The 23,519-nt window shown below is 62.7% G+C and carries 26 protein-coding genes and 1 pseudogene; 15 read left to right on the forward strand and 12 right to left on the reverse strand.

Translation table 11 applies throughout. The features are described 5' to 3' along the window. Positions 1-5 precede the first annotated feature (5 nt). The 3 genes from M1D43_RS02435 to M1D43_RS02445 all read left to right on the forward strand — a co-directional run bounded on the left by M1D43_RS02435 (position 6) and on the right by M1D43_RS02445 (position 2,304). On the forward strand, positions 6-191 hold the full coding sequence (locus tag M1D43_RS02435; RefSeq protein WP_003534922.1) for a DUF2065 domain-containing protein: 186 nt from the start codon (positions 6-8) through the stop codon (positions 189-191). Positions 192-196: 5 nt separating this feature from the next. After that, the gene (locus M1D43_RS02440; protein WP_003534920.1) at positions 197-583 is read left to right on the forward strand and encodes an ACT domain-containing protein; all 387 of its coding nucleotides are present in this window, start codon (positions 197-199) and stop codon (positions 581-583) included. Between the two features lie 209 nt (positions 584-792). Next, a complete protein-coding gene (locus tag M1D43_RS02445; RefSeq protein ID WP_003534918.1) occupies positions 793-2,304 on the forward strand; it encodes a Do family serine endopeptidase in 1,512 nt (503 codons plus the stop codon). A 31-nt stretch (positions 2,305-2,335) separates the two neighbouring features. Here the strand turns inward: M1D43_RS02445 and M1D43_RS02450 are convergent, their stop codons facing one another. Then, positions 2,336-2,911, reverse strand: coding sequence for a GNAT family N-acetyltransferase (locus M1D43_RS02450; protein ID WP_318853413.1), 576 nt, complete (start codon positions 2,909-2,911; stop codon positions 2,336-2,338). Next, positions 2,908-3,795 (reverse strand): phosphoserine phosphatase SerB, encoded by an 888-nt coding sequence (gene serB, locus M1D43_RS02455; protein ID WP_153313925.1) that lies wholly within the window; start codon positions 3,793-3,795, stop codon positions 2,908-2,910. The genes M1D43_RS02450 and serB overlap by 4 nt, the downstream gene beginning before the upstream one ends. Between serB and miaA the strand changes: the two genes are divergently transcribed. Next, on the forward strand, positions 3,794-4,705 hold the full coding sequence (gene miaA, locus M1D43_RS02460) for a tRNA (adenosine(37)-N6)-dimethylallyltransferase MiaA (RefSeq protein WP_153313924.1): 912 nt from the start codon (positions 3,794-3,796) through the stop codon (positions 4,703-4,705). The two genes, serB and miaA, sit on opposite strands and share 2 nt — an antisense overlap. A gap of 117 nt (positions 4,706-4,822) precedes the next feature. Here miaA and M1D43_RS02465 read toward each other — a convergent pair whose 3' ends face one another. The 3 genes from M1D43_RS02465 to M1D43_RS02475 form a co-directional block, all read right to left on the reverse strand. After that, on the reverse strand, positions 4,823-5,263 hold the full coding sequence (locus M1D43_RS02465; RefSeq protein WP_010969710.1) for a DUF6841 family protein: 441 nt from the start codon (positions 5,261-5,263) through the stop codon (positions 4,823-4,825). 47 nt (positions 5,264-5,310) lie between these two features. After that, positions 5,311-5,661 carry a hypothetical protein gene (locus M1D43_RS02470; protein ID WP_003534912.1) on the reverse strand — a complete coding sequence of 117 codons (351 nt, stop codon included), beginning with the start codon at positions 5,659-5,661 and terminating at the stop codon, positions 5,311-5,313. Positions 5,662-5,773: 112 nt separating this feature from the next. Then, on the reverse strand, positions 5,774-7,810 hold the full coding sequence (locus tag M1D43_RS02475) for an ATP-binding protein (RefSeq protein WP_003534910.1): 2,037 nt from the start codon (positions 7,808-7,810) through the stop codon (positions 5,774-5,776). A 347-nt stretch (positions 7,811-8,157) separates the two neighbouring features. Here M1D43_RS02475 and M1D43_RS02480 point away from each other — a divergent pair, with 347 nt between their 5' ends. Both M1D43_RS02480 and ilvN read left to right on the forward strand, forming a co-directional pair. Beyond that, positions 8,158-9,936 carry an acetolactate synthase 3 large subunit gene (locus M1D43_RS02480; protein ID WP_010969708.1) on the forward strand — a complete coding sequence of 593 codons (1,779 nt, stop codon included), beginning with the start codon at positions 8,158-8,160 and terminating at the stop codon, positions 9,934-9,936. Between the two features lie 22 nt (positions 9,937-9,958). Further along, positions 9,959-10,531, forward strand: coding sequence for an acetolactate synthase small subunit (ilvN, locus tag M1D43_RS02485; protein WP_003534906.1), 573 nt, complete (start codon positions 9,959-9,961; stop codon positions 10,529-10,531). A gap of 209 nt (positions 10,532-10,740) precedes the next feature. Here the strand turns inward: ilvN and M1D43_RS02490 are convergent, their stop codons facing one another. Continuing rightward, on the reverse strand, positions 10,741-11,586 hold the full coding sequence (locus tag M1D43_RS02490; RefSeq protein ID WP_027992354.1) for an aldo/keto reductase: 846 nt from the start codon (positions 11,584-11,586) through the stop codon (positions 10,741-10,743). A gap of 313 nt (positions 11,587-11,899) precedes the next feature. Here M1D43_RS02490 and M1D43_RS02495 point away from each other — a divergent pair, with 313 nt between their 5' ends. Both M1D43_RS02495 and M1D43_RS02500 read left to right on the forward strand, forming a co-directional pair. Next, a complete protein-coding gene (locus M1D43_RS02495) occupies positions 11,900-12,109 on the forward strand; it encodes a cold-shock protein (RefSeq protein WP_003533862.1) in 210 nt (69 codons plus the stop codon). Positions 12,110-12,265: 156 nt separating this feature from the next. Further along, the gene (locus M1D43_RS02500) at positions 12,266-12,490 is read left to right on the forward strand and encodes a hypothetical protein (protein WP_003533858.1); all 225 of its coding nucleotides are present in this window, start codon (positions 12,266-12,268) and stop codon (positions 12,488-12,490) included. A 101-nt stretch (positions 12,491-12,591) separates the two neighbouring features. Here M1D43_RS02500 and M1D43_RS02505 read toward each other — a convergent pair whose 3' ends face one another. Next, positions 12,592-13,320 carry a class I SAM-dependent methyltransferase gene (locus M1D43_RS02505; RefSeq protein ID WP_153312979.1) on the reverse strand — a complete coding sequence of 243 codons (729 nt, stop codon included), beginning with the start codon at positions 13,318-13,320 and terminating at the stop codon, positions 12,592-12,594. 585 nt (positions 13,321-13,905) lie between these two features. Between M1D43_RS02505 and M1D43_RS02510 the strand changes: the two genes are divergently transcribed. The 4 genes from M1D43_RS02510 to M1D43_RS02525 all read left to right on the forward strand — a co-directional run bounded on the left by M1D43_RS02510 (position 13,906) and on the right by M1D43_RS02525 (position 16,237). After that, entirely contained in the window at positions 13,906-14,499 is a 594-nt protein-coding gene (locus tag M1D43_RS02510; protein ID WP_127597270.1) for a LysE family translocator, read from the forward strand. A 67-nt stretch (positions 14,500-14,566) separates the two neighbouring features. After that, positions 14,567-15,208 carry a nitrile hydratase subunit alpha gene (nthA, locus tag M1D43_RS02515; RefSeq protein ID WP_127597268.1) on the forward strand — a complete coding sequence of 214 codons (642 nt, stop codon included), beginning with the start codon at positions 14,567-14,569 and terminating at the stop codon, positions 15,206-15,208. Continuing rightward, complete coding sequence (gene nthB, locus M1D43_RS02520; RefSeq protein ID WP_153312982.1) at positions 15,205-15,864, forward strand: nitrile hydratase subunit beta; 660 nt, start codon at positions 15,205-15,207, stop codon at positions 15,862-15,864. Before nthA ends, nthB begins: the two co-directional genes overlap by 4 nt. Further along, a complete protein-coding gene (locus tag M1D43_RS02525) occupies positions 15,851-16,237 on the forward strand; it encodes a nitrile hydratase accessory protein (RefSeq protein WP_153312983.1) in 387 nt (128 codons plus the stop codon). Before nthB ends, M1D43_RS02525 begins: the two co-directional genes overlap by 14 nt. A gap of 19 nt (positions 16,238-16,256) precedes the next feature. On the opposite strand, the gene M1D43_RS02530 is transcribed toward M1D43_RS02525, so the two are convergent. From M1D43_RS02530 to M1D43_RS02540, 3 genes are read right to left on the reverse strand one after another with little or no spacing between them, the layout of a single operon-like run. Further along, the gene (locus M1D43_RS02530; protein WP_153312984.1) at positions 16,257-17,066 is read right to left on the reverse strand and encodes an anti-sigma factor family protein; all 810 of its coding nucleotides are present in this window, start codon (positions 17,064-17,066) and stop codon (positions 16,257-16,259) included. Continuing rightward, the gene (locus M1D43_RS02535) at positions 17,063-17,617 is read right to left on the reverse strand and encodes an RNA polymerase sigma factor (RefSeq protein WP_127597262.1); all 555 of its coding nucleotides are present in this window, start codon (positions 17,615-17,617) and stop codon (positions 17,063-17,065) included. The genes M1D43_RS02530 and M1D43_RS02535 overlap by 4 nt, the downstream gene beginning before the upstream one ends. Further along, entirely contained in the window at positions 17,601-17,975 is a 375-nt protein-coding gene (locus M1D43_RS02540; RefSeq protein WP_027992347.1) for a COG4315 family predicted lipoprotein, read from the reverse strand. Before M1D43_RS02540 ends, M1D43_RS02535 begins: the two co-directional genes overlap by 17 nt. A gap of 256 nt (positions 17,976-18,231) precedes the next feature. Here M1D43_RS02540 and M1D43_RS02545 point away from each other — a divergent pair. Together M1D43_RS02545 and M1D43_RS02550 are read left to right on the forward strand one after the other, a co-directional pair. Then, a pseudogene (locus tag M1D43_RS02545) lies at positions 18,232-18,374 on the forward strand (toxin-antitoxin system TumE family protein); the annotation flags it as partial. Positions 18,375-18,385: 11 nt separating this feature from the next. Beyond that, positions 18,386-18,745 carry an HVO_A0114 family putative DNA-binding protein gene (locus tag M1D43_RS02550; protein ID WP_027992346.1) on the forward strand — a complete coding sequence of 120 codons (360 nt, stop codon included), beginning with the start codon at positions 18,386-18,388 and terminating at the stop codon, positions 18,743-18,745. 6 nt (positions 18,746-18,751) lie between these two features. Here M1D43_RS02550 and M1D43_RS02555 read toward each other — a convergent pair whose 3' ends face one another. After that, on the reverse strand, positions 18,752-19,840 hold the full coding sequence (locus tag M1D43_RS02555) for an AbrB family transcriptional regulator (RefSeq protein ID WP_010969701.1): 1,089 nt from the start codon (positions 19,838-19,840) through the stop codon (positions 18,752-18,754). 250 nt (positions 19,841-20,090) lie between these two features. On the opposite strand from M1D43_RS02555, the gene M1D43_RS02560 reads away from it, so the two are divergent. Further along, the gene (locus tag M1D43_RS02560) at positions 20,091-21,218 is read left to right on the forward strand and encodes an ATP-dependent DNA helicase (protein ID WP_153312995.1); all 1,128 of its coding nucleotides are present in this window, start codon (positions 20,091-20,093) and stop codon (positions 21,216-21,218) included. Positions 21,219-21,446: 228 nt separating this feature from the next. Here M1D43_RS02560 and suhR read toward each other — a convergent pair whose 3' ends face one another. Continuing rightward, positions 21,447-23,348: an RpoH suppressor SuhR gene (gene suhR / locus M1D43_RS02565; protein WP_153312985.1), complete on the reverse strand. Its 1,902-nt coding sequence runs from the start codon at positions 23,346-23,348 to the stop codon at positions 21,447-21,449. Positions 23,349-23,519 lie beyond the last annotated feature (171 nt).

The following is a 23,519-nucleotide window of genomic DNA, read 5'->3' on the forward strand; positions in this document are numbered from 1 at the left end:
GGACGATGTCCGACTTTCTGACCGGTCTGGCTTTTTTCCTGATCATCGAGGGGCTGGTGTACGCACTGGCCCCTTTGGTTTTGGTGGAACTGGCGAAGCGATTGCCGTATGTCCCTGAACATCAGCTCCGATTGGCCGGATTGACTTCGGTGGCCGTCGGCGTCGGGCTTGTATGGTTGCTTCGAGGATAATGCGAATGCCACATAAATTGCTCATCCGGCTGGTCGATGCCGAATATGCCATTACCCGTCTGAACGTCGGATCCGCGATTCCCGAGTGGCTGCCGGGTCCGGGGTTCTGGACGGTTTCCAGTTCCCGCGAGGAAATGACGCTCGTCTGTCGCGCCGCCCGTGTTCCATCGAGCGTGCAGAGTTCGCTCGGCTGGCGCTGCTTCCGCATCGAGCAGCACTTCAGTTTCGACGTGCCCGGCGTTCTGTCGTCGGTGCTGCGGCCGCTTTCGGAGGCAGGTGTCGGCGTCTTCGCCAATTCGACCTTCAGCACCGACTACGTCTTCGTCGCGGGGTCCAATCTCGAGCAGGCCGTGGAGGCTCTGAAGGAGCACGGACACGAAATAACCATCTGAGGCGCCGCCGGTTCGCTGCCCGGATCAGGAAATCGTGTTTGGACGCTTCGGAATTCCGCCGTATCTTCAAGAGAAGGTTCGCGTGTTGCGCGTCTCGATCAGGCCGCGCTGCGCTGTAGTTCGTTGCAGCCGAACGATGTTCATGCATCATCCTTGCCGGACGGCCGGGGACCGGCGTTACGTAAGGGAAATGATAGGAGCCTAGCGACTTGTCGAAACGACCCGAATTCTTCCGCGGCCTGGTGCTGGCGGCCGCGACGGCACTCATATTCACCAATGCGACGCTGGCCCAGACGGCCACGTCCCGGCCTCCGGCCGGCCCGCCGTCCGTTGCCGATCTCGCCGAGGGACTGCTCGACGCCGTCGTCAACATATCGATTTCGCAGAACGTCAAGAGCGACGACGACAATGCGCCGATGCCGCAGGTGCCGGAAGGATCGCCGCATCAGGAGTTCTTCGACGAGTTTTTCAGGGGACAGGGCGGCGAGGGCGGCCGGCCGCGCACGGTCAACTCGCTCGGTTCGGGCTTCATCATCGATCCGGCCGGATACATAGTCACCAACAACCACGTCATCCAGGATGCCGACGATATCGAGATCAACTTCTCCGATGGGTCGAAACTGAAGGCGAAGCTTGTCGGCATGGATACGAAAACCGACCTCGCCCTCCTGAAGGTCGAACCGAAGAAGCCGCTCAAGGCCGTCTCCTTCGGCGACTCGCGAAAGATCAGGATCGGCGATTGGGTGATGGTCGTCGGCAATCCGTTCGGCCTTGGCGTATCCGTGTCCGTGGGTGTCGTCTCCGCACGCGGTCGCAATATCAATGCCGGACCCTACGACAGTTTCATCCAGACCGATGCGGCCATCAACCGCGGCAATTCGGGCGGTCCACTCTTCAACATGCAGGGTGAGGTCGTCGGCATCAATACGGCGATCCTTTCGCAGACCGGCATGTCGGTCGGTATCGGCTTTGCCGTGCCGGCGGAGCTTGCGGTGAACGTCGTCAATCAACTCAAGGAATTCGGCGAAACCCGCCGTGGCTGGCTCGGTGTACGGATCCAGCCCGTCACGGACGATATCGCCGAGAGCCTGAAGATGGAGCTGCCACGCGGCGCGCTCGTTTCGGGCATCATCGAAGGCGGTCCGATCACCAAGGGCGAGATCAAGCCGGGCGACATCATCATCCGCTTCGACGGAACGGATATCGCGGAAATCCGCGACCTCATGCGCACTGTCGGCGAGAGCCCGGTAGGCAAGGCGGTCGATGTGGTCATCATCCGCGACGGCAAGGAACAGACCGTTCGCGTGACGCTCGGTCGGCTGGAGGATGGCGAGCAGCTCGCCAATGCGAAACCGGGGGAAGTGCTGCCGAATGGCGGTGAGGCGAAGCCCGGCGAGCCGCCGGCCGCGCAACTGCCTGCGAGCGACACGGTGCTCGGAATGAAGCTTGCCGAGCTCGACGCCGACAGTCGCCAGAGTTTCGGCATCGCCGAAAGCGTCAAAGGCGTCGTGATCACCGAGGTACAGCCCAATTCGCCCGCGGCGGAGCGTCGGGTGGAGCCGGGCGAGGTGATCGTCGAACTCGGTCAGGAAGCAATGGAAACGCCGGAGGATGTCACCTCACGCGTCACCGAACTGAAGGCCGACGGGCGCCGCAACGCCTTGCTGATGATCGCGAACAAGAGCGGCGAACTGCGCTTCGTGACGGTGCGGATGGAATAGAGCTCGCGCTCCCGGCCGTGGCGACGGGGTGCTACCGCTTCGCGGCCGAGCCATCCCGCCGCCATTCTTCCGCGGTTGTTGCGTAAAGCACGTGGCGTCTGAGATGGGGATGCGTGTCCGGGACGCCGGGATGATCGAAGTCGCGCTTGGAATCCGGGCGCATGCCGATCCGCTTCATCACGGCGGTGGAGCGAGTGTTGGCCGGAACGGCGATGGCGCCGATCTCCCCGAGCTTCCTCTCGCTGAATCCATAATCGAGAAGCGCCCGCGCTGCCTCCGTCACGTAGCCCTTTCCCCAATGGCGGACAGCCAGGCGCCAGCCGATCTCGACGGTACCGTCGGGCAGGTGCGGTTCGAGGTCGGTGCGTGCAAGTCCGCAGAAGCCGATCGGCGCGTCGTTCTCACGGAGCGCGAGCGCGAAGAAGCCGAAGCCGGTTTCGCGGATGTTGCGGTTGTTGCGGTCGAAAAGCGCGTCGGCCTCCGCGCGGGTGCGGCGGAACGGGAAGAACTCCATGACCGCGGGATCGCTGTTGATCTCGGCAAAGAGTTCGCGATCGGTCTCGATCCAGGCGCGGAGCCTGAGCCGCCCGGTCTCGAGGATGATCACGTCACGAAATCCGTCCTGCGGTATCCCTGGAGATAGAGCAGGGCGGTGAGGTCGCCATGGTCGATACGGATCTTCGCCTGTTCGGCAACGACGGGCTTGGCGTGGAGCGCTACCCCAGTGCCGGCAAGCTGCAGCATTCCGAGATCGTTGGCACCGTCGCCGACGGCGATGACGTCCGCCGGCGTGATGCCGAGCCGTTCCGAAATGTCGATGAGCGCGTCGACCTTGGCCTGCTTGCCGAGGATCGGCCGGGCAACGTCGCCGGTCAGCTTGCCGTTCTCCTCAACGAGAATGTTGGCACGGTTTTCGTCGAATCCGAGCTTCTCTGCGATGGGGCCGGTGAACACGGTGAAGCCGCCGGAGACGAGGGCGCTGTAATGTCCCTTCGCCTTCATGGTGGCGATCAGTTCGCGGCCACCCGGCGTCAATGTGATACGCGTGGCTATGACCTCCGCGACGACGGTAACGGGCAGGCCCTGGAGAAGCGCCACTCTTTCGACGAGTGCCGGCTCGAAAGCGATCTCGCCGTTCATGGCGCGCGCGGTGATTGCCGCGACCTTTTCCTTCAAGCCGACTTCCGCGGCCAGCTCGTCGATGCATTCCTGTCCGATCATGGTGGAGTCCATGTCGGCGATCAGAAATCGCTTGCGGCGGCTTTCGGCATCCTGCACGGCGACGTCGATCGCGGCGCCGGCGACCGCCTGGCGCAGCCGAGCTTCCGCTTCGCCGGCCTCGGCGCCATCCCTCAATACGATGTCGCAGGCAATACCGTCCGCGAGCCAATAGAGCCCGGATGCATCGAGCCTTTCCGCCGCCGCTTCCGCGCGTGCCGGCGTCAGAACGGGATTTGACGGATTAGCGATAAGCGTGGCAACGAGAGCCATGATGCAAAACCTTGCGAGAGACATCGACGCGATCCTGATAACCGGGCCGACGGCCAGCGGCAAGTCCGCGCTCGCGGTGAAGCTCGCGCAAAGGCACGGCGGCGTCGTGATCAATGCGGATAGCATGCAGGTTTACGGGACGCTGAAAGTTCTGACCGCGCGGCCGGATGAAAGCGAGATGGGTGGCGTCGAGCATTTCCTTTACGGTCATGTCCCGCCGGGCCGGGCCTATTCCACCGGCGTGTGGCTCCGCGAAGCGGAAGCGCTCGTGGCGCGGCTGGGGAAAGAAGGGCGGCTGCCGGTCTTCGTCGGCGGCACGGGCCTCTATTTCAAAGCGCTGACGGGAGGGCTTTCGGATATGCCCGAGATTCCGCTCGAAACCCGCAAGCGCTTGCGCACCCGCCTGACGGAGGAGGGGGCCGAGGCGCTCCACGGTGAACTTTCCGTACGCGATCCGGAGACGGCGGGGCGCGTGCGGCCCAGCGATGGGCAGCGTATCGTGCGCGCGCTGGAGATAATCGAGGCGACGGGAAGGCCGATCGGATCTTACCAGCAGAGCCGTGGGCCGGTGATCATCGACCCGGCGCGAGCGCAGAAAATCGTCGTATTGCCGGAGCGGCCGGTTCTTCATGGCCGTATCGATCGGCGCTTCGAGACGATGCTTGCGAGAGGCGCCGTCGAGGAGGTCCGCGCGCTTCTCGCGCTCCGCCTTCCTCCGGAGATGCCGGTGATGAAGGCGATCGGCGTCCCACAGATCGCAGCGATGCTGAAAGGCGAGATGAGCGAAAAGCAGGTGATCGAGGCCGGCGCGGCTGCGACGCGGCAATATGCCAAGCGCCAGATGACCTGGTTTCGCAACCAGCTTGACGAGACCTGGCAGCGTATCGAGGACCCGGATGCCTTGGGCTAGATCACGATTTAGGTCGGGTCGACCTGTTTGACCTCCTCATCCCTGTCACAAGCACAGAGATGACGGGGGAGAGAGATTGTAGTCCCTATGCTGCGGTCTGAAGCGGCATCAGCAGCATCAGTCGATGCCGTGTTCCTTCAATACCGCCTCTTCGTCGCCGCTGATCCAGCCGAAAATCTTCGGCTCCCCGTCACGCAGCTGAACGAGGTAATGGACCTCGAAATCGATGGTGACATTCGGCTGCTCCTCCGCGTCGAAGACGGAGCGCCAATCGACCTGTACCAGAAAATGCAGCGCATCGATCGGGGTGACAGTGGTTTTGCGGATCTTCAATTCCCTGGTGCCGATCGCGCGATAGCGGGCGTAGCCCTTCTCCATGGAAACCGTCAGGGTTTCGTCGTTTTTCCCCGTCATGACTCCGGCCGGCGAGGCGGCGATAAAGTCCGAGGCGAAGGCGGAGGTCGTATCTCCGACCGGAAGCGTCCCCGCAAGGACCTGATTGGCCATGCTCTCGTAGCGCTCGAAGAAGCGCCTCAAAATCTCTTCCATGATTTTCATCCCAATTCGCTCCGCGCAACGGAGGCGGAGGCTTGCGGTGCTGCAGGTCAATCGACCGGCGTGTGCTGGTGTTGAATGAGCTTCCAGTCTGCTCCGACGCCGTGGTAGGTCGAGGTGCAACAGGCCGCATAAGGCCCGCCTTCCGCGCGTCGCGCCTCCGCAAGATAGCCGAGTACGATAAAGTTCTCGCCGATCCGGCTCATGACCTTCTCGCTGATCGTGAGATGCTCCCACCGCGGAATTCCCTGGAGACTTCGGATTATGACCGATCTTCCGCGCAGCAGACCGACCGGCGCAGGGAATGCCATGATGCAGTCTTCGTCCAGCAATTCGCGATAAGGATCGGAACCCTCGAGCCAGAGCCGCCGCTCGTTTCTCCATGCGTCATTGTCGTCCATGGTCGTCTCCTCGCCTTGACGTCACCTCAACGCTTGAGAAGAGCCCCCGGATCCAAAATTGCAATCAGCGCAGGTTCAGCTGCCGGGACACGCCGTACCGTCCGCTTCTGCTTCATTTGCGGATAAGGCTGCCGAGTGGTCGCCTGAGCAGGCTTTCGCGAAGCGACCCCTCCTGACGCGGTGCCGGCTTGCCGAAGCCCGCATCCGATTGGCCGGGCGCCTTGGCGGGTCGGCCCGATAGCCTCTCCGCCTCTCCGGACAGGACCTGCTCGCGGATCCGGCTGAAGCGTTCGATCTCCGGGTTTCCCGGCTCGGACGAGCGGGGAAGCATGTCGGGGCTATAGGGCTCGAATGCGGGGTATCGTCGCGAAAGGGAGTCCGCGACCTCGGTTCCGTTGCCTTTCCCGCTCCAGTTGTCGTCCTCGAGCACCGGCGCCTGCTTCGTCTGTGACGCCAGATAGCTCTGTTGGAAACTCGATATGTCGGGACCGTTCACGGCACGCATTCGGCTGACGATCGAACGGAGGTCGGCGAGGGGCGGCGCGTCGTCGTCAACCTTGTCGGTGATGCCGTGGGCGCGGGGCAACCGCGCATCGTCGACGCGGGCAAAGCGCATGCGCATCGGTACTGCGACCGCCTCGCCGAAGGCGATTGCCTCGCCGTTGCCGATCGACGAAATGAAGCTGGTGGTGGAGATCGACGAATTGGCGATCGCCGAGCGGATGATTTCCTGGTCGCGATCATTGGCGAGCCGCATGGCGAAGACCGTCGAGCATTGCGACAGGATCGTAGGATCGAGCTCGCCCGGCCGCTGGGTGATGATGCCGAGCGAGACTCCGTATTTGCGACCCTCCTTGGCGATCCGTGCAATAGCCTGGCGTGTCGGCACAAAGCCGAGCGACGGATCGGCCGGCACATAGCGGTGCGCCTCTTCGCAAACGACCAGCATATGGATGGCGCCATTGCCCCAGAGGCCTATCTCGAAGGCCATGCGGCAGAGCACGGAGGCGAGGGAATTGACGACTTCCGAAGGGATCCCGGCAAGCTCGAAGGTGGCGATCGGCTTGCCGTCGCCCGGAATGCGGAAGATCTTTGCAATCGTGTCCTCGATCGTGTCCGTGATCGTGTTCTGCGAGAACATGAAATGGTAGCGCGGATCGTTGACTGCGGAGACGATCCTGACCTTGAGGGAGCGCAGGTACGGCTTGTCGTTGCGCCCCTCCAGCCGGCCGATGCGCTCATCGATCAGCGCCAGGAGGTCGGCGATGCGGTACGGGACGGGCGTATCTGCGGTGATCGAGCTCTTTTCCGTCTGCCGCCGCATCAGGCCGGATTCGCCGCCCTTGAACGCCTTTTTTGCGTCCGCGATGACGTCGCGCAGGATATCGAGCTCGTCCGGCACCGGCGGGCGCCCACGAAAGATGACCTCGGCCAACTCCTCGAGCCGGAAGAACCAGAAGGGGAGGTCGAGCGTATCCGTGTCGATGACCACCGCCTGGTCCGGAAAGGCGGCGGCGAACTCGTTGTGCGGATCGAGGATCAGCACACGCAGCTTCGGGTCGGCGGCGATCGCCTTGTTCAGGAGCAGTGTCACGGCGGTCGACTTGCCGACGCCGGTGGTGCCGACGATCGCAAAGTGCTTGGAAAGCATGGAAGGTACATGGATGGTGGCGTCGAGGCTTTCGTCCTGCGTCAGCTTGCCGATGACGCAACTGTCCGATTGACCGGAGTCGTAGATGCGGGCGAGATCGCTCACGCGGATGCGGTGGGCAATCGCTCCGAGATAGGGATAGCGGCTGATGCCGGCGGAAAACTCTTCCCGCCCATCCGGACCGACATGAACCTCGCCCATCAATTCCACTTCGATGCGGAAAGTGTTGTTGACCTCTTCGCCCCAACCCTCGGAAATGGTCTGCATCGAATAGACGAGGGCGACGACACGGTTGGTGCCGACGGAAATCGAAACCAGTTTGCCGACCGACCAGAGCTCGGTGAGCGAAGTCTCGCCATTTTCGGCGACCGCCGCGATCGTGGCGCGCGAGCCGTTGCAGGCGACGACCCGCCCGAGAAATCGATTGCCGGGCTTCAACGTATCGCGGCGATCCGTCTCGGCGGCGCGAGGCGCCGATTGATTTCCACTTTCGAGCAACGCAGCACCTCGGGCGAAAACGCCAATCACAGCAGGATGCGCACCGAAATCCGGCGCCTGTTTCCTTGCTGGTCCCAGGATAGCGGCTGCGGTTTAATAACTGGTTGCTCACAAGCCTTGCCGATCAGGTCACGCCAAAGCCGTTGACGGATGGGGAATTTCCGTTTAACAAATCGCCCCATGAAAAATTTCGCGGTTATTCTTGTGGTGGGACGGCGCATGGGCAGGATGGTGTAACCATCCGGCGGTAGCCACCCATGCGCTGAACGAGGCTCCTGACGGGGCCTTTTTTTATGCCTTCAAACACGTTATTCACCCAAACCTGAACGAGGGACGGAAGCAGGCCAATGAGCGGAACTGAGAACCAGATGACGGGCGCGGAGATCGTTCTCCAGGCTTTGAAAGACAATGGCGTCGAACACATCTTCGGCTATCCCGGCGGTGCCGTGCTCCCGATCTACGACGAGATTTTCCAGCAGGAGGATATCCAGCACATCCTCGTCCGCCACGAGCAGGGCGCCGGCCACATGGCCGAAGGTTATGCCCGCTCCACCGGCAAGGTCGGCGTCATGCTGGTGACTTCCGGCCCGGGAGCGACCAATGCGGTCACGCCGCTGCAGGACGCGCTGATGGACTCGATCCCGCTCGTCTGCATCTCGGGGCAGGTACCGACGTCGCTGATCGGTTCGGACGCCTTCCAGGAATGCGACACGATCGGCATCACGCGGCCCTGTACCAAGCACAACTGGCTGGTCAGGGACGTCAACGAGCTCGCCCGCGTCATCCATGAGGCTTTCCGCGTCGCTCAGTCCGGCCGTCCGGGTCCGGTCGTCGTCGACATTCCGAAGGACGTCCAGTTCGCAACCGGCACCTATACGCCGCCTTCGGCCGTTCCGACGCAGAAGAGCTACCAGCCGAAGACCCAAGGGGACCTGAAGAAGATCGAGGAGGCGGTCGCGCTCATGAAAACGGCGCGCCAGCCGGTCATCTATTCGGGCGGCGGCGTCATCAATTCCGGGCCGCAAGCCGCGCATTTCCTGCGCGAGCTGGTCGAGCTCACCGGCTTCCCGATCACGTCGACCCTGATGGGCCTCGGCGCCTATCCTGCCTCCGGCAAAAACTGGCTCGGCATGCTCGGGATGCACGGGACCTACGAAGCCAACCTGGCGATGCATGATTGCGACGTCATGATCTGCATCGGCGCGCGCTTCGACGACCGGATCACCGGCCGGCTCAATGCCTTCTCGCCCAACTCCAAGAAGATCCACATCGACATCGACCCGTCCTCGATCAATAAGAACGTCCGCGTCGACGTTCCGATCATCGGCGATGTCGCCGCTGTTCTCGAGGACATGATTCGCCTGTGGCGGGCTGCGGCCAAGACGGTCGACCAGACGCGGCTTGGCGACTGGTGGAAGTCGATCTCCAAGTGGCGGGCGCGCAACTCTCTGGCCTATACGCCGAGTGCCGACGTCATCATGCCGCAATATGCGATCCAGCGGCTATACGAGCTCACCAAGGACCGCGACACCTACATCACCACCGAGGTCGGCCAGCACCAGATGTGGGCCGCGCAGTTCTTCGGCTTCGAAGAGCCGAACCGCTGGATGACCTCGGGCGGCCTCGGGACCATGGGCTACGGATTCCCGGCCGCGGTCGGCGTCCAGGTCGCGCATCCGGAGAGCCTCGTCATCGACATCGCCGGCGACGCCTCGATCCAGATGTGCATCCAGGAGATGTCGTGTGCGGTTCAGTACGGCCTGCCGGTCAAGATCTTCATCCTGAACAACCAATATATGGGCATGGTCCGGCAGTGGCAGCAACTCCTGCACGGCAACCGCCTGTCGCATTCCTACACCGAGGCGATGCCTGACTTCGTCAAGCTCGCCGAGGCCTATGGCGGCGTCGGCATCCGTTGCGAAAAGCCGGGAGAGCTCGACGATGCGATCCGGCAGATGATCGACACTCCGGCTCCGGTCATCTTCGACTGCCGCGTCGCCAATCTCGCCAACTGCTTCCCGATGATCCCTTCGGGCAAGGCGCATAACGAAATGCTGCTCCCCGACGAGGCCACGGACGAGGTGGTCGCCAACGCCATCGACGCCAAGGGCCGCCAGCTCGTTTGAGGATAAGGGTAGGAACAGGAAAATGAATGCACATCTTCAGCCGACGGGCTCCGCCTACTTCATCGCCAAGGAAACGGAGCTTGCGGAAACGCACACCCTTTCCGTTCTGGTCGACAACGAGCCGGGCGTGCTCGCCCGCGTCATCGGCCTTTTCTCCGGCCGTGGCTACAATATCGAGAGCCTGACGGTCTCCGAGACGGAGCACGAGGCTCATCTGTCGCGCATCACCATCGTGACCCGCGGCACGCCGCACGTGCTCGAGCAGATCAAGAACCAGCTCGAACGTCTGGTGCCGGTGCACCGGGTCGTGGATCTCACGGTCCGCGCCGCCGGCCTCGGCCATGAGCGGCCGATCGAGCGTGAACTGGCGCTCGTCAAGGTACACGGCTCGGGCGAACATCGGGTGGAGGCGCTCAGACTCGCCGACGCCTTCCGCGCCTCGGTCATCGACGCCAATATCGATCACTTCGTCTTCGAGATCACCGGCAAGCCTTCCAAGATCGAGCAGTTCATCGCCATCATGAAGCCGCTCGGGCTGATCGAAGTCTGCCGCACCGGCATCGCCGCGATGAACCGCGGGCCCCAGGGGATGTGAAGAAGCTCCCTCAACCGCAACAGAGACGTTCTGTACCTGTGACTGCCCCTCTCCTCGGGTTTAACCCGAGGACTAGCCCTCTCACCGCGCGCGGGGAGAGGGTACTTTGGAGCGAGAGTTCGAGGCTTGTCCCTTCGCCCCGCTTGCGGGGAGAAGGTGCCGGCAGGCGGATGAGGGGCAATCGGGGCAACGCTCGCCATGATCGCTCCTCAAATCACCTCCAGCCGCGTCTTCCTCCTCGGCGGCGGGAAGTGGCGGTCGAGTTCGGCGAGATTTTCCGTCGTCAGGTGGATATCCATCGCGTCGCGGTTTTCGCGGGCGCGTTCGGGCGAACCGGTCTTCGGGATCGAGATGACGCCGGAACACGTCTTCAAAAAGGCGAGTGCCACCTGGGCGGGCGTCGCCTGATGCGCCTTGGCGATGTGAATCAGATCGGCGTCATGCAGAAGGCGGCCCTCGTCGAGCGGTGAATAGGCCATGACCGGCACGCCTTGATCGCGGCACCGGGGCAGCAGGTCGAATTCGATGCCGCGGCGGGCGAGATTGTAGAGCACCTGATTGGCCGCGACGTTGCCGCCGTCAGGAACGGCCGACAGTTCCTCCATGTCGTCGACGTCGAAATTGGAGACGCCCCAGGCACGGATCTTGCCGGCCTTCTTCAGCTCTTCGAAAGCGGCGACGGTCTCGGCGAGCGGATAGCCGCCGCGCCAGTGCAGAAGGTAAAGGTCGACGCAGTCGATGCCGAGATTGCGCAGGCTGCGTTCGCAGGCGGCAACCGTACCCGCCCGGCTGGCGTTGGAGGGCAGCACCTTGCTGACGACGAATGCCTCGTCGCGCCGACCCTTGATCGCTTCTCCCACGATACGTTCGGCAGCGCCGTCGCCGTACATCTCTGCAGTGTCGATCAGCGTCATGCCGAGATCGAGCCCGGTTTGCAGGCTGCGGACTTCGTCGGCGGACTTCGCGCGGTTTTCACCCATCCGCCATGTCCCCTGGCCGAGCGCGGGAACCTTACGGCCGTCCGGAAAAGCGATGGTCGGGATCGGATCGTGCATGGGGGATTGTCCTGAGAGTTGGTCCAGTGCGGAGATTTAAGGCCCGTTGGGGGAAAGTCCACAAGCTAGTTGCAGCATTGCTGCCTTGGCCGGGGCGCCGCCTGCGGTCGCGCCGATAGTCTTCTCTCGAAAGAAAATGAAATTGTGCCTTGTAAGAAACACAATGATGACCTACATAGCTCGGTATCGATATTGATCGACGATATTTGTTTCTGCGCCAAGGCGCATCGTCACGAAAATCCTGACAACATCGGTTTTGATACACCGTTTTTATGCGGTGGCGGTTTTCCATGGCTATTGAAAGGACATCGACGTGGCTTCTGGAACGGTAAAGTGGTTCAACAGCACCAAGGGCTTCGGTTTCATCCAGCCAGATGACGGCGCCGCTGACGTGTTCGTCCATATTTCGGCGGTTGAACGCGCCGGCCTGTCCACGCTGAAAGACGGGCAGAAGGTAAGCTTCGAGCTGACGCAGGATCGGCGCTCGGGCAAGACCTCGGCGGACAACCTTCGCGCTCTCTGAACGGATCGCGCGTTTGTGCCCTAACACGGCACTTCATGACATTATTGTCTCCCCGCCCGTGACCACGGATGTACTGGCGCGGCGGGTTGAGATGATGAGGAAGGTCGGGCCTGTCCCGGCCTTTTTTATTGGCTGAAATTTGATGGAGGATCTCGCATGAAGGACGTCGGCAACCGCATTTTCAAGGCCGAGAAGAAGAACCCTGCGGATCGCGCGGATCAGGCCACAATTGCGTCACGCGCCATTATCGAGCAGGAGGCTGCAGCGCGTGTGAAGAAGACGGCTCGCCTCAAACAGATGCGGCTGGAGAAAGAGGCCGAGGAGGCGGCAAATCCAGTTGCCGCTCCCGCCAAGAAGGGCAAGGCGCAGAAGCGAAAGTAACCGACCTTACGGAATGTTTCTTGAAATTCGGCGCTTGCCCTATCCAATAAGGCGGCGCGAAGGGATGGCAACACTACTCGCGCATCCCGCGCAGCCGACTCCTACCTTTGTGCGGCAACGAGCAGCATCATCGGCCGGTCGACCTCTTCCGCGAGGTCCGGATTGCGGGCGATCTCATCGGCGGTCGGGCTCCACTCCCGAACGCGACGGATCGCGAAACCGGCTGCAATCAGGGTGTTCAATGTCGTGCCGAGCGTACGGTGATACTTGACGACGCCCTTGGCGAGCCAGTCGGTGACACGCTTTCCCTCGACCGAGTAGCGGTCGAGCGGCCAGATGCGGCGGCCCTCGGCGTCCGTGGACCAGCCAGGGTTCGTCGGGGCCATGTAGACCGGGTGTTCGATGGTGAAGACGAAATGCGATCCGGGCAGGAGACTCCTATGGATCGTTCGCACCAACCGGTCGAAGTCTTCGATGTAATGGAAGGCGAGCGAGCTGTAGGCGAAGCCGAAGCTCGTTTCGGGCAGAACCAGATGCTCGAGATCGGCGATTCGATACTCGACCGAAGGATCCTCCGTCTCTTGCCGCGCGCGTGCGATCATTTTCTCGGAGAGGTCGAGGCCAAGGACATGAGCCGCGCCGCTCTCCCGCGCCCAGCGGGCGAACCAGCCGAAGCCGCAACCGAGATCCAGGACGCGCAAGTCCCTGAGATCGGGCAGCATTGCGCGGATTGCGGGCCATTCGGCAGCGCCGGCGAGTCCATGCAGGGATCGCCCGAGTTGACTGTAGCCGGTGAAGAATTCGGGTCTGTCGTAAACGTTCTGTGCCATTTTCCATCTCCATGATGCCGATGGACGGGCGCCTGAACTACAGCGCCGCGCGTCTTATCAGACGTGCAAAGGTCGCTGTAGCACTTTGATCTGCCGCATGTTTTTGTCCTTTAATCGAATGCGATCAAAGGAAACATGCAGTAGAAGAAAGCCCCGTCCGCTTGGGCGAGGCTGCGGGGTTACGCGTGCTTGCGCATGCAATAGAACGCGCGGCGCTGTTGTCAGCGTGTGCGAAGCCCCTGCATCCCGCCTGTTGGGATGCCGGCGAACCGGGCGACAATGTGGGTGTCATGTTCACACATGGCGTGGCTATCCCATGGAAAACGTTAGGGGTCAAGCCTGCGCAGCATCCCCAGCTTTCGGTTTGTCACCGTGACAAGATTTGGGTGGCGGTTGCATTTGGGTCAGCTAGCTTGACCCACTGCTGCATGTTTCCTTTGATCGTAACCAATCAAAGGAAACATGCAGCAGATCAAAGTGCTACAGACGCGCGGCGCTGTAGGGGCGCCGCCCGGGGAGATTGCTCGATGCGAATCCCAGGTTTGCAGCGGCGTCCTCGGCAGACCCGCGGCTTTGGAGGAACTCATGCAACTGGATACGCTTCTGGCGCTGTTCCTGTTTGCCTTCACGACATCGATCACGCCCGGACCGAACAACATGATGCTGTTCGCCTCGGGCGTGAACTTCGGTTTCGTGCGCACGATTCCGCATATGCTGGGGATCGGCATCGGCTTCTTCGTTCTTCTCATTGCCGTGGGGCTCGGTCTCGGCGCACTGCTTCATTCCGTGCCGCTCCTCTATACGGCCCTGAAGTTCGCCGGCGGTGCCTATCTCGTCTGGATCGCCTGGAAGATCGGCACGTCTCGCTCGCTCGGCAAAGGGAGGGCGAATGCGGTGCCGATGACCTTCCTGCAGGCGGCTGCTTTCCAATGGGTCAATCCGAAGGCCTGGGTAATGGCGGTTTCGGCCATGGCCACCTATACGAGCAGCGACAGCTATCTCATGAGCGTGCTCGTCGTCGGCCTCGTCTTCGCGCTCGTCAACGTGCCGAGCGTCTCGACCTGGGCGGGTTTCGGCTCGGCCCTCAGGCAATGGCTCTCGGAACCTGCGCGACTCAAATGGTTCAACATCACCATGGCCGTCTTGCTCGTCGTCAGCCTTTGGCCGATGCTCAGGTAGTCGGCCGAGACGGGACGTTTTAGGGTCAATGCATTAAGATCAGCAGCCTTCTGTAGAGGAGCCAGGAATGTCCGAACGTCATCATGGGCATGGCGACGATCACGGCCATCACCACGACAACCACCTGACCGACATGGAAGCCCGGGTAAAGGCGTTGGAGACGGTGCTGACGGAAAAGGGTTTGATCGATCCTGCGGCGATCGACGCGATCGTCGACGCGTACGAGACGAAGGTGGGACCGCGAAACGGCGCACGCGTCGTCGCCAAGGCCTGGAGCGATCCGGGTTTTGCCGATTGGCTGAAACGCGACGCGACCGCGGCGATCGCCAGCCTCGGTTTTACCGGGCGCCAGGGCGAGCACATGCGTGCGGTGTTCAACACGTCCGAGACGCACAACCTCATCGTCTGTACGCTGTGCTCCTGCTATCCCTGGGCAGTGCTGGGGCTGCCGCCGGTCTGGTACAAGGCGCCGCCCTATCGTTCGCGCGCCGTCATCGATCCCCGCGGCGTGCTTGCCGAATTCGGGCTCGAGCTGTCGGCTGAAAAGAAGGTCCGCGTCTGGGATTCGACGGCCGAGCTCCGCTACCTCGTCGTGCCCGAGCGGCCCCAAGGGACCGACGGCTTCGGCGAGGACGCCCTGGCGGAGCTCGTGACGCGCGATTCCATGATCGGCACCGGGCTCGCCCTTTCGCCGGAGGATGTGCGATGAACGGTCCGCATGATCTCGGCGGCCAGCATGGCATGGGCCCGATCGCTCCGGAACGCAATGAGCCCATTTTCCATGCAGAGTGGGAGAAGCGGGCGCTCGGCATCACGCTTTCCTGTGGCGCTTTCGGTGCCTGGACGCTGGACGAAAGCCGGCACGCGCGCGAAAGCCTGGCCCCGGCGACCTATCTCTCCGCGAGCTATTATGAAATCTGGACTCGAGCCCTGGAAACGCTTCTCAAGCGCCATGGCTTCGTGACGCAGGCCGAGCTCGATGCCGGCCATATGCTCGACAAGGGGCGGGAGCCGAAACGGGTGCTCACAGCGGACGTGGTGGCCGGCGTGCTCGCCAAGGGCGGGCCATGCGACCGGCCGGTCGAAGCGCCGCCGCGCTTTGCCGCCGGCGACAGTGTGCGTACGAAGAACTTCAATCCGGAGAGCCACACGCGCCTGCCGCGCTACGCCCGCGCCCGGACAGGCATGGTGGAGGCCGTGCAGGGCAGCTTCGTCTTCCCGGACGACAACGCCCACGGCAAGGGCGAGAACCCGCAATGGCTCTACACGGTGGTCTTCGATGCCGGCGAGATCTGGGGTGAGGGCGCGGACCCGACGCTTACCGTCTCCATCGATGCCTGGGAGAACTATCTTGAACACGCTTAGATCGACGCCTGCTCTTCCCCGTTCCCCGCTTCTGGCTTCGGCGGAACTGCCGAAATCGCGCGAGGGCGACCCCGTCTTTGCCGAGCCCTGGCAGGCGGTCGCCTTCGCCATGACCGTGCGGCTTCATGAGCAGGGCGTATTTTCATGGAGCGAATGGGCGGAAGCGCTTTCGGCCGAGCTCTACAAGCCCGGCCGCAGGGCGGACGGCAGCGACTATTACGATTGCTGGGTTGCGGCGCTGAGCCGCCTGGTGACGGAACTCTCCATCGCTTCCGGTCCCGAACTGGAAGCGCTGGTCGGCAGCTGGCAGCGCGCAGCGGAAGGGACGCCGCACGGAACGCCGATTGCGCTCGCGAACGATCCTCCGCGTTGAAGCATCACCCGCCGTTCCATCAAGAGCTCTCTGATCCCTCGAACTGGCGATAACATTCGTCCGCAACCTTCTGCAGCAGCTCGCGCGGTACTTCGCCGGTGACGGCATAGCCGATTTCACCGTCGATCCAGTAGAACGTCTCGACATTTCCCTGGCTGGCGATCCGGAAGCTCGTTTCGCGGTTCTCGGTGTTGCGGCCGAGAAGCACCGTCAGCCGCCCGCCGGTCCCGTCTTCATACATCAGCATCGCGCCCGCCTTGCCATTGACCGGGATGAGCCGTCCTCCGACGAGCGAGAAGCCGAGCGACGAAAGATCGGGGATTTTCAGCGCGTAGTCGAGACGCTTGCCGAGCCATGTGGCGAGATGATCCCGCTGGCCGGCGCCGACCTCCACGGGGTGGCGCACTTCGCTGGCATAGATCAGGAAAGCCGACTGCGCCTGCCTGGGGAGAGCCTCGGAGGCCGCGGCGGCCAATTGCGATTGCGGGACGATGAGATCGCGTGCGTAGGCGCCGGCGAGCGCGCCTGCGGCGAAGATCAGAAATCCGGCGGCGAGGCGCCGCAGCGTGGGCGCGGGTGATGCGAGACCGGTGCTTCCTGCCGAACGGCGGGCCGTTACCAGCGCGCGATCGTTCTCGCCGCTGCGGGCATAGGAGGCGAAATTCTGTTTCAGTGCCGCCGCCTGGGCCTGCCACTGGCGCACCTCTTCGGCCCTTGCCGGGTGCCTTTCCAACCAGGATGCGATGCGTTCGCGCTCCGGTGGGCTCAATTGGCCATCCACATAGGCGTGCAGTTCGTCTTCGGAGACGGTTTCGAATTCGTCGGTCATTTCGGTCTCCGCAGGGCGATCACGTTATCGTCCTTCATCGCTTCGGCAAGCTGGCGGCGGGCCCGGGAGAGGCGGGACATCACCGTCCCGATCGGGATTTCCATCATGTCGGCCACGTCCTGGTAGCGATAACCCTCTATGACGACGAGCATCAAGACGGCTCGGTTGTCGGCCGAGAGCCGCTCGAGCCCGCGCATCAGGCGTTGCCGCTCCAGGGGATCCGCATTGTCCTCCTCCGCACGAAGGCCGAGCGCCTCGCCGAGCTCCACTTCGGGATGCTGGGCGCGGCGGCGGTGGCCGTTGCGAAAAAGATTGGTCATGATGGTGAAGGCCCAGGCGCGCAGGTTCACGCCCCGCCATTGTTCACGTCTTGCGAGCACTTTCTCGACGCAGTCCTGCAACAGATCTTCGCCGTCGGGATCGGAGCGGGCGAGGCTGCGCGAATAGCGCCTGAGCGCCGGCATCAATTCCAGGACCTCTTCCTCGAAAGCATCAGGGGCGGCGGGATCGGCCCGCGCCCCTGTTTCCGGACCGTCAGGGCCGTGCGGCATCCCATTCGCCCTTCACGCCGTCGCCGGTAACGTCACCCATCTTCTTGTCCTTTACCCAGAAATAAAGCGGCATCCCGTCCTTCGCCCATTGCTTGGTGCCGTCCTTTCGCTCAACGATCGAATAGGCACCCTCGGCCGCTGCATCGCCTTCCACCATGAAGGGCGGCCAATTCTTGGCGCAGGCATCATAGCAGGCGGAGACGCCTTTCTGGTCGTCCTTGTAGGTGTAGAGCGTCATTCCGTTCTCGGCGGCGAGCACAGGGCCTTTCTCTGATTCGACCGTTTTCACCGGCGGAGCGGCGAAGGCGGCGGCGGCCGTGCCAAGGGAAATGGCGATGGTCAACGCAAGCGTTCTCATGGGTTTCCTCCTCAAGATGTCTTCAACGCAGAACCGCGCACGGGCGGGTTCGAGGATAAGACACGGAGGGCTTTGGATTTATTCCCGGCCGCGAGTGACGATACGGACAAGCAGGAGCTTGCCGCCTTCGGACCACGCGGACGCGGTGACGCAGGTAGATCGATGGCGCTGGCCGGGTTTTCGCGCGGCTGGTCCCTTCGACGAAGGAGTGTTGTTTCCATTGACAACACAAAATTCCGTTGTTAGTCATGATAACATGAGTGCGGTCCTGCTATCCAAGAACGAACGGTCCTAAGCGAAGGGGCGTTCTTTGAAATCGTCATTTGGCAGGTTCCCGCGCCGGTTCCGGGCAGCGCTCACCTGTACAAGTATCGGCTCGCCCTCGTGGTGAAAGGCGAAAGGATGGCCCTATGAATACACTCATTGTTCGGTTGGGCGGCATGGACGATATCCGCAACAGGATCGCAGTTGCCGCCAAGCTCGCCTCGGAGGGAAAAGACCCCGAGGCCAATTCCACTCTCAATTTCGCCAGTTATGAGGATATGCACCGCATCCTCGCCCCGTCCCGTCTCGCTCTCGTCAAGACATTGGCCGGACAGGGCGCATTGTCGATCAGGGAACTCGCGCGTCGTGTTGGCCGCGATGTGCAGGCCGTTCATCGCGACGTAACCACTCTCATCAATTCCGGCGTTGTCGAGCGTTCCGACAAGGGGATCGAATTTCCCTACGAAAATATCCATTTCGAGTTCGACGTAAGAGCCGCCGCTTGAATTCACTCACGCCCGGTCGGCGACGAAGCGGGCGAGGGCGGGGCCGATCAGCGTGATTATGAGCAGACGGGCGGTCTGCAAGGCCATCACGAAGGGGAGATCGACATTGCTGGAGGCGGCGATGACCGCGATCGAATCGAGTCCGCCGGGGCTGGTCGCGAGATAGGCGGTCAGCGGATCGATGCCCGCGACCTTGATGAGCAACAGCGCAAGAAGACCGGAAAAGGATATCAGCACGACGATGGAGACGATCGTCGGCATCAGGGCGCGGCGGGCGTGCGCCAGAATTGCCCGCGTGAAGCCGAGGCCGATATTCCAGCCGAGCATCGCGAAAGAGAGCGCCAGCAGCCATTGCGGCAGTTCGATCGTAAGCGTTCCGGTAATGTTGAGGGCCGAACCGATTGCAAAGGGCACGAGGAAGGCGCCGGCCGGTACACGCAATATCTTGCCAAGGATGCCGCTCGCGATTCCGACGGCGAGCGTCATGAAGAATGGCAAACCGGCAATCGGGGCAAACCAGTGAGTTGCCGTTTCGGCTTCGACGCCGCTCACCCAGAGATGGGACACGATGGTCGCAGTGCTGGCAACGAAGACGACGCGCAGATATTGCATGAAGGCGACGAGCCGGGCGTCCGCGCCATACGCATCGGCCATCAGGAGCATCGTCGAGGCAGCGCCCGCCGACGAGCCCCAGATCGCGGTCGTTCCCGGCAGGATGCCCATCCGGGTGATCGTCCAGCCGCAGAGCGTGCTGACGCCGATGACCGACAGAATTATGGCAAGAAACAGGAGCCAATTGCCGGAAAAGGTCACGAGAAGATCGGGGCTCATCGAAGCGGCGATCATCATCGCCAGCACGACCTGAACGCAAAAGAAGAGCTGTCGCGGCAGCCGGATCGTTCCGCCATTCATGCCGACGAGCGCACCGGCGATCATCGGCCCCATCAGCAGGCCCGCAGGAATTCCGATCATTTCTAGGACGCCGGCGAAGACGGCGGAAAGCAAGGCCAGCAGGCACCACTGCCAAACGGCGGACAGACGTCCCAGTCCGCCGTTCTTGGGCAGCATCGGAGTTGAGGGCTGTTCCGGCTTCAAGGTCTTCTCCGGCGGGCGGCGCGGCTTCCTGCACACTGTATGCAGCGTACCGTTGGTAGCAGGATCGGCCGCCCCAATTCAAGGTGCAGTGCAAAAAACTGTGCCACAGCCCGTTTTGCCGGAAGTTGGCCGCAAAGTCGGTGATTGCGCAGGTGATGGCCGCCGCATGGCAGCGCGCCTCACGAGCTTCGTCGGCTGGCCGGCCAAATCCGCACTTGCGCCGGGCGGCCGAATCCTGACACTCAAGGTCATGCAGTTCGCTCCGCAACAGGATGAGGCCCTGAAGGCCGTTTCGCAATGGTTGAAGGGAGGCCGTTCTCAGCTCTTCCGGCTGTTCGGCTATGCCGGCACCGGCAAGACCACGCTCGCCCGCCATTTCGCAGAAAATGTGGATGGCGAGGTGGTGTTCGCCGCCTTCACCGGCAAGGCCGCGCAGGTGCTGCGCTCCAAAGGAGCCACGAACGCCAAGACCATCCACTCGCTGATCTACCGCCCGCGCGGCGAGGAGGAAGTGGAGGACGAGGAGACCGGCAAGACGTCGATCGCGCCGATGTTCGCGATCAACCGCCAGAGCCCCGTCGCGAAAGCGGCGCTGATCATCGTCGACGAATGCTCGATGGTGGACGAGGCGCTCGGCAAGGATCTGATGAGCTTCGGCACGCCGATCCTCGTTCTCGGCGATCCCGGACAATTGCCGCCGGTTTCCGGCGGCGGCTACTTCACCAATCACGAACCGGATTTTCTCCTGACGGATATCCATCGCCAGGCGAGGGACAACCCTATCATCCAGCTCGCCATGCAGGTGCGCGAGGGCAAGGAGATCATGCACGGCGACTACGGCACCGCCCAGGTCATCTCCAAGGGGCAGGTGACACAGCCTCTGGTGCTGGAAGCCGACCAGGTGCTGGTCGGGACCAACAGGACGCGGCGGCGCTACAACCAGCGGCTTCGCGAACTGAAAGGCTTTACAAGCGAGTATCCGCAGTCCGGCGATAAGCTCGTATGCCTTCGCAATGATCCGGCCAAAGGCCTGCTCAACGGCTCGCTCTGGCAGGTGATGAGCTCGTCCAAGGAGACGGTCAAGCCAGGGATCAACCTGATGATCCGCCCGGAAGACGACGACATGGATCGCGGCGCCGCCAAGATCAAGCTCCTGAAGGCGGCTTTCGAGGACGTCGAGGTCGAAATCCCCTGGTCCACGCGCAAGCGTTACGACGAGTTCGATTACGGCTACGCGCTGACCGTGCACAAGGCCCAGGGCTCGCAATGGAACAACGTCGTGCTTTTCGACGAGAGCTGGGCCTTCCGCGATACGCGCGAACGCTGGCTGTACACGGCGATCACACGCGCCGCCGAGCGGTTGACGATCGTGCGGTGAGGCCTCGGCCTTCCTTCATGCCTCCAGCCGTTGCCCCTCACCCGAATTGGGGATTTGGCCCCTCATCCGCCTGCCGGCACCTTCTCCCCGCAAAGCGGGGAGAAGGGACAAGCGGCATGCACTCAGTCCCGATGAACTCGAGCGTGCACCGCGAGTCTCCTTCGCCCCGCTCGCGGGGAGAAGGTGCCGGCAGGCGGATGAGGGGCTGTCGCGCGGTCGTTCACTCTTTCAATAAGTCGGTGCGATCTGCAGTTGCGGCAGCGGCCGCGGGGCGGTCTTCGTCAGGTCGGGGCCTTCACCGCTCCATTTCTCTCCCTCACCGATCAGCTTTTCGAGAAGCCGCGCCGCCTCTTCGCGCTCCGCCTTGCTTGCGAAGCGGTAAGAGGGCGGCTTCGACGTGGCGTCGTGGGCGAGCGCATAGGCGGGCTCGTAATCGGGGATCTTCGGCCGGTAGGCGTCGCTCGCGGCAATGTCGATGGTGTAGCGCTGGAGCGCCGAGGCGAGATTGCGCCACCGGATCCAGTAATGGTTCTCGAAGGAGAACCGGGCGAATGCCTCGCCGGCGGCCGTGCCTTTTTTCGAGACGGCCGCGAGGACCTCCTTCGACATGGCGAGGTTCAGGCCGCCTTCCAGCGGACTCAACGAGACGTGGACGATGCGTTCGCGATGCCCGGGCGCGCGTGACTGGAGGAGATCGCGCCAATTCTGCATGGTCGCGACAATCGCGAAGACGAAGGCGCAGAGTTCGTGGACTGCCGACTTGCGCGCAATCGGCTGATAGTGCCGCTGCCATCCCTGCCGGTTGTTCTCCGGCAGAAAGACCTCCGGCCGCGAGCCGGTATCGGAGGTCTCCGGATAAACGAGATTGATGGCGAAGGTGGGCCATCGCGGCAGCGCTCGGTCAAAGAGGTGGATCGGGAAGTTGCTGCTGATGCCGCCGTCGGAGAACCAGCAGATCCGGAACGCGGCGGGCCTCGCCCTGCGCTTCTTGCCGCCGGTGGTCAACGCTTCCGTGCTGTCCAATACGGTCTTCTGTTCGTCCTCGTCCGAAGTCGTATCTTCGGCTTCGTTTTCTCCGTCGGATCCCGGCAGGCTTTCGCGGCGGGCCGGCTCATGCAGCGGCACCGCGCTGATCAGGAGGGGGAAGCTGAGGCTCATCCGTGTTGCGACGAGGACCGGCATGTCGGCGCCATGCGGGAGCAGATAGTAATCCTCACCCGCCACGGTGACCGGCTCCCCGGCCTTCTCTACCATCCAGTCGACGACGACCTTCGGAAAAAGCGCTTCGAATTCCTTGCGCCGGAACCAGAAAAGCGCGCTTTCGAACGGCAGGCTGCGCGGCTCCTGGTGCGATATGCCAGTTGTGATCATCTTCAGGGTAACGGCGCGGTCGGAGCCCGGTTCGCCGGGGTAGCGCTCCGCCGTCCAAAGATCGCCGAAGGTGAGGGGCTGGCCCGAAGCCTTGCCGGACAGTGCCTGCAGGGTTTCGTGAAGCCAATCGGTCAAGACCATCCTTGGCCGGCGGGCGGGCTGATCCGGTGCCGTGCCGGTACAGAGGCCCATCAGATTGCGGCGCAGGACACGAGCGATGCGCAGTACCGCGAACACCGCCCCTCCCAGATAGGCGCAGATCGCAGCCGGCAAAGCTGCGGCTATCATGCCTGTTTGCCCCCCGACAGCATAAGCAAGACCCGCGAGTGCCGCGAGCAGCAGCAGCGTTTCGACGGGTGCGATGCGAACGACGCTTCCAAGAAGCGCAACGCCTTTGCGAAGAACGCCGGTGTTGCCGGCGAGTGTGACGAGCAAGCGGAATGCCTGGCCTGCGCCGGCCGCAGGCTGGAGGAGGTCCTTGATGAACCCGGGCGAGGCGAGATTCGCCGATGCCTTCGCAAGGCCTTCGAAACCGACGCGCTCCTCCGGTTCAGCGATCGCCGCCTTCGTCTGCTTCCGCCGGTCTCCGACTGCAGCCGCCGCACAAGCCGCAGCTGCGATCGCTCCGGCCGACGTGCCGCCGATATTCTTGAACCGGTAGTCCCGCGCAAGCGCCAGAGCGGCGTTCGGGTAGACGATACCGCTGGTGATGCCGCCCTTCATGACGAGATCGCAGTATTTCGCGGGAGTGCGTGCCATCGATCGTCTCCTGATGCAGATCTGACGAAAATCATCCTCCAGGCGCCGGGTGCCTGCGCGCCGTCTTTCTTTTCAAGGTTGCGCTCAAACCGTGCGGCAATCCAGTGCCGCCTGCGATTACGGCATTGTCTTTGCAACACAAGAAGGCGCGTCCTAACGCTCATCGAAGGG

This window comes from Ensifer sp. R1-3, from assembly GCF_056739175.1.

Bases quoted from the DNA above. Each gene is read 5' to 3' on its own strand.
- M1D43_RS02435 (WP_003534922.1), top strand. From the start codon at position 6: ATGTCCGACTTTCTGACCGGTCTGGCTTTTTTCCTGATCATCGAGGGG.
- M1D43_RS02440 (WP_003534920.1), top strand. From the start codon at position 197: ATGCCACATAAATTGCTCATCCGGCTGGTCGATGCCGAATATGCCATT.
- miaA (WP_153313924.1), top strand. From the start codon at position 3,794: ATGATGCAAAACCTTGCGAGAGACATCGACGCGATCCTGATAACCGGG.
- serB (WP_153313925.1), bottom strand. From the start codon at position 3,795: ATGGCTCTCGTTGCCACGCTTATCGCTAATCCGTCAAATCCCGTTCTG.
- M1D43_RS02465 (WP_010969710.1), bottom strand. From the start codon at position 5,263: ATGAAAATCATGGAAGAGATTTTGAGGCGCTTCTTCGAGCGCTACGAG.
- M1D43_RS02470 (WP_003534912.1), bottom strand. From the start codon at position 5,661: ATGGACGACAATGACGCATGGAGAAACGAGCGGCGGCTCTGGCTCGAG.
- M1D43_RS02480 (WP_010969708.1), top strand. From the start codon at position 8,158: ATGAGCGGAACTGAGAACCAGATGACGGGCGCGGAGATCGTTCTCCAG.
- ilvN (WP_003534906.1), top strand. From the start codon at position 9,959: ATGAATGCACATCTTCAGCCGACGGGCTCCGCCTACTTCATCGCCAAG.
- M1D43_RS02490 (WP_027992354.1), bottom strand. From the start codon at position 11,586: ATGCACGATCCGATCCCGACCATCGCTTTTCCGGACGGCCGTAAGGTT.
- M1D43_RS02500 (WP_003533858.1), top strand. From the start codon at position 12,266: ATGAAGGACGTCGGCAACCGCATTTTCAAGGCCGAGAAGAAGAACCCT.
- M1D43_RS02505 (WP_153312979.1), bottom strand. From the start codon at position 13,320: ATGGCACAGAACGTTTACGACAGACCCGAATTCTTCACCGGCTACAGT.
- M1D43_RS02510 (WP_127597270.1), top strand. From the start codon at position 13,906: ATGCAACTGGATACGCTTCTGGCGCTGTTCCTGTTTGCCTTCACGACA.
- nthA (WP_127597268.1), top strand. From the start codon at position 14,567: ATGTCCGAACGTCATCATGGGCATGGCGACGATCACGGCCATCACCAC.
- nthB (WP_153312982.1), top strand. From the start codon at position 15,205: ATGAACGGTCCGCATGATCTCGGCGGCCAGCATGGCATGGGCCCGATC.
- M1D43_RS02530 (WP_153312984.1), bottom strand. From the start codon at position 17,066: ATGACCGACGAATTCGAAACCGTCTCCGAAGACGAACTGCACGCCTAT.
- M1D43_RS02535 (WP_127597262.1), bottom strand. From the start codon at position 17,617: ATGCCGCACGGCCCTGACGGTCCGGAAACAGGGGCGCGGGCCGATCCC.
- M1D43_RS02540 (WP_027992347.1), bottom strand. From the start codon at position 17,975: ATGAGAACGCTTGCGTTGACCATCGCCATTTCCCTTGGCACGGCCGCC.
- M1D43_RS02550 (WP_027992346.1), top strand. From the start codon at position 18,386: ATGAATACACTCATTGTTCGGTTGGGCGGCATGGACGATATCCGCAAC.
- M1D43_RS02560 (WP_153312995.1), top strand. From the start codon at position 20,091: ATGCAGTTCGCTCCGCAACAGGATGAGGCCCTGAAGGCCGTTTCGCAA.
- suhR (WP_153312985.1), bottom strand. From the start codon at position 23,348: ATGGCACGCACTCCCGCGAAATACTGCGATCTCGTCATGAAGGGCGGC.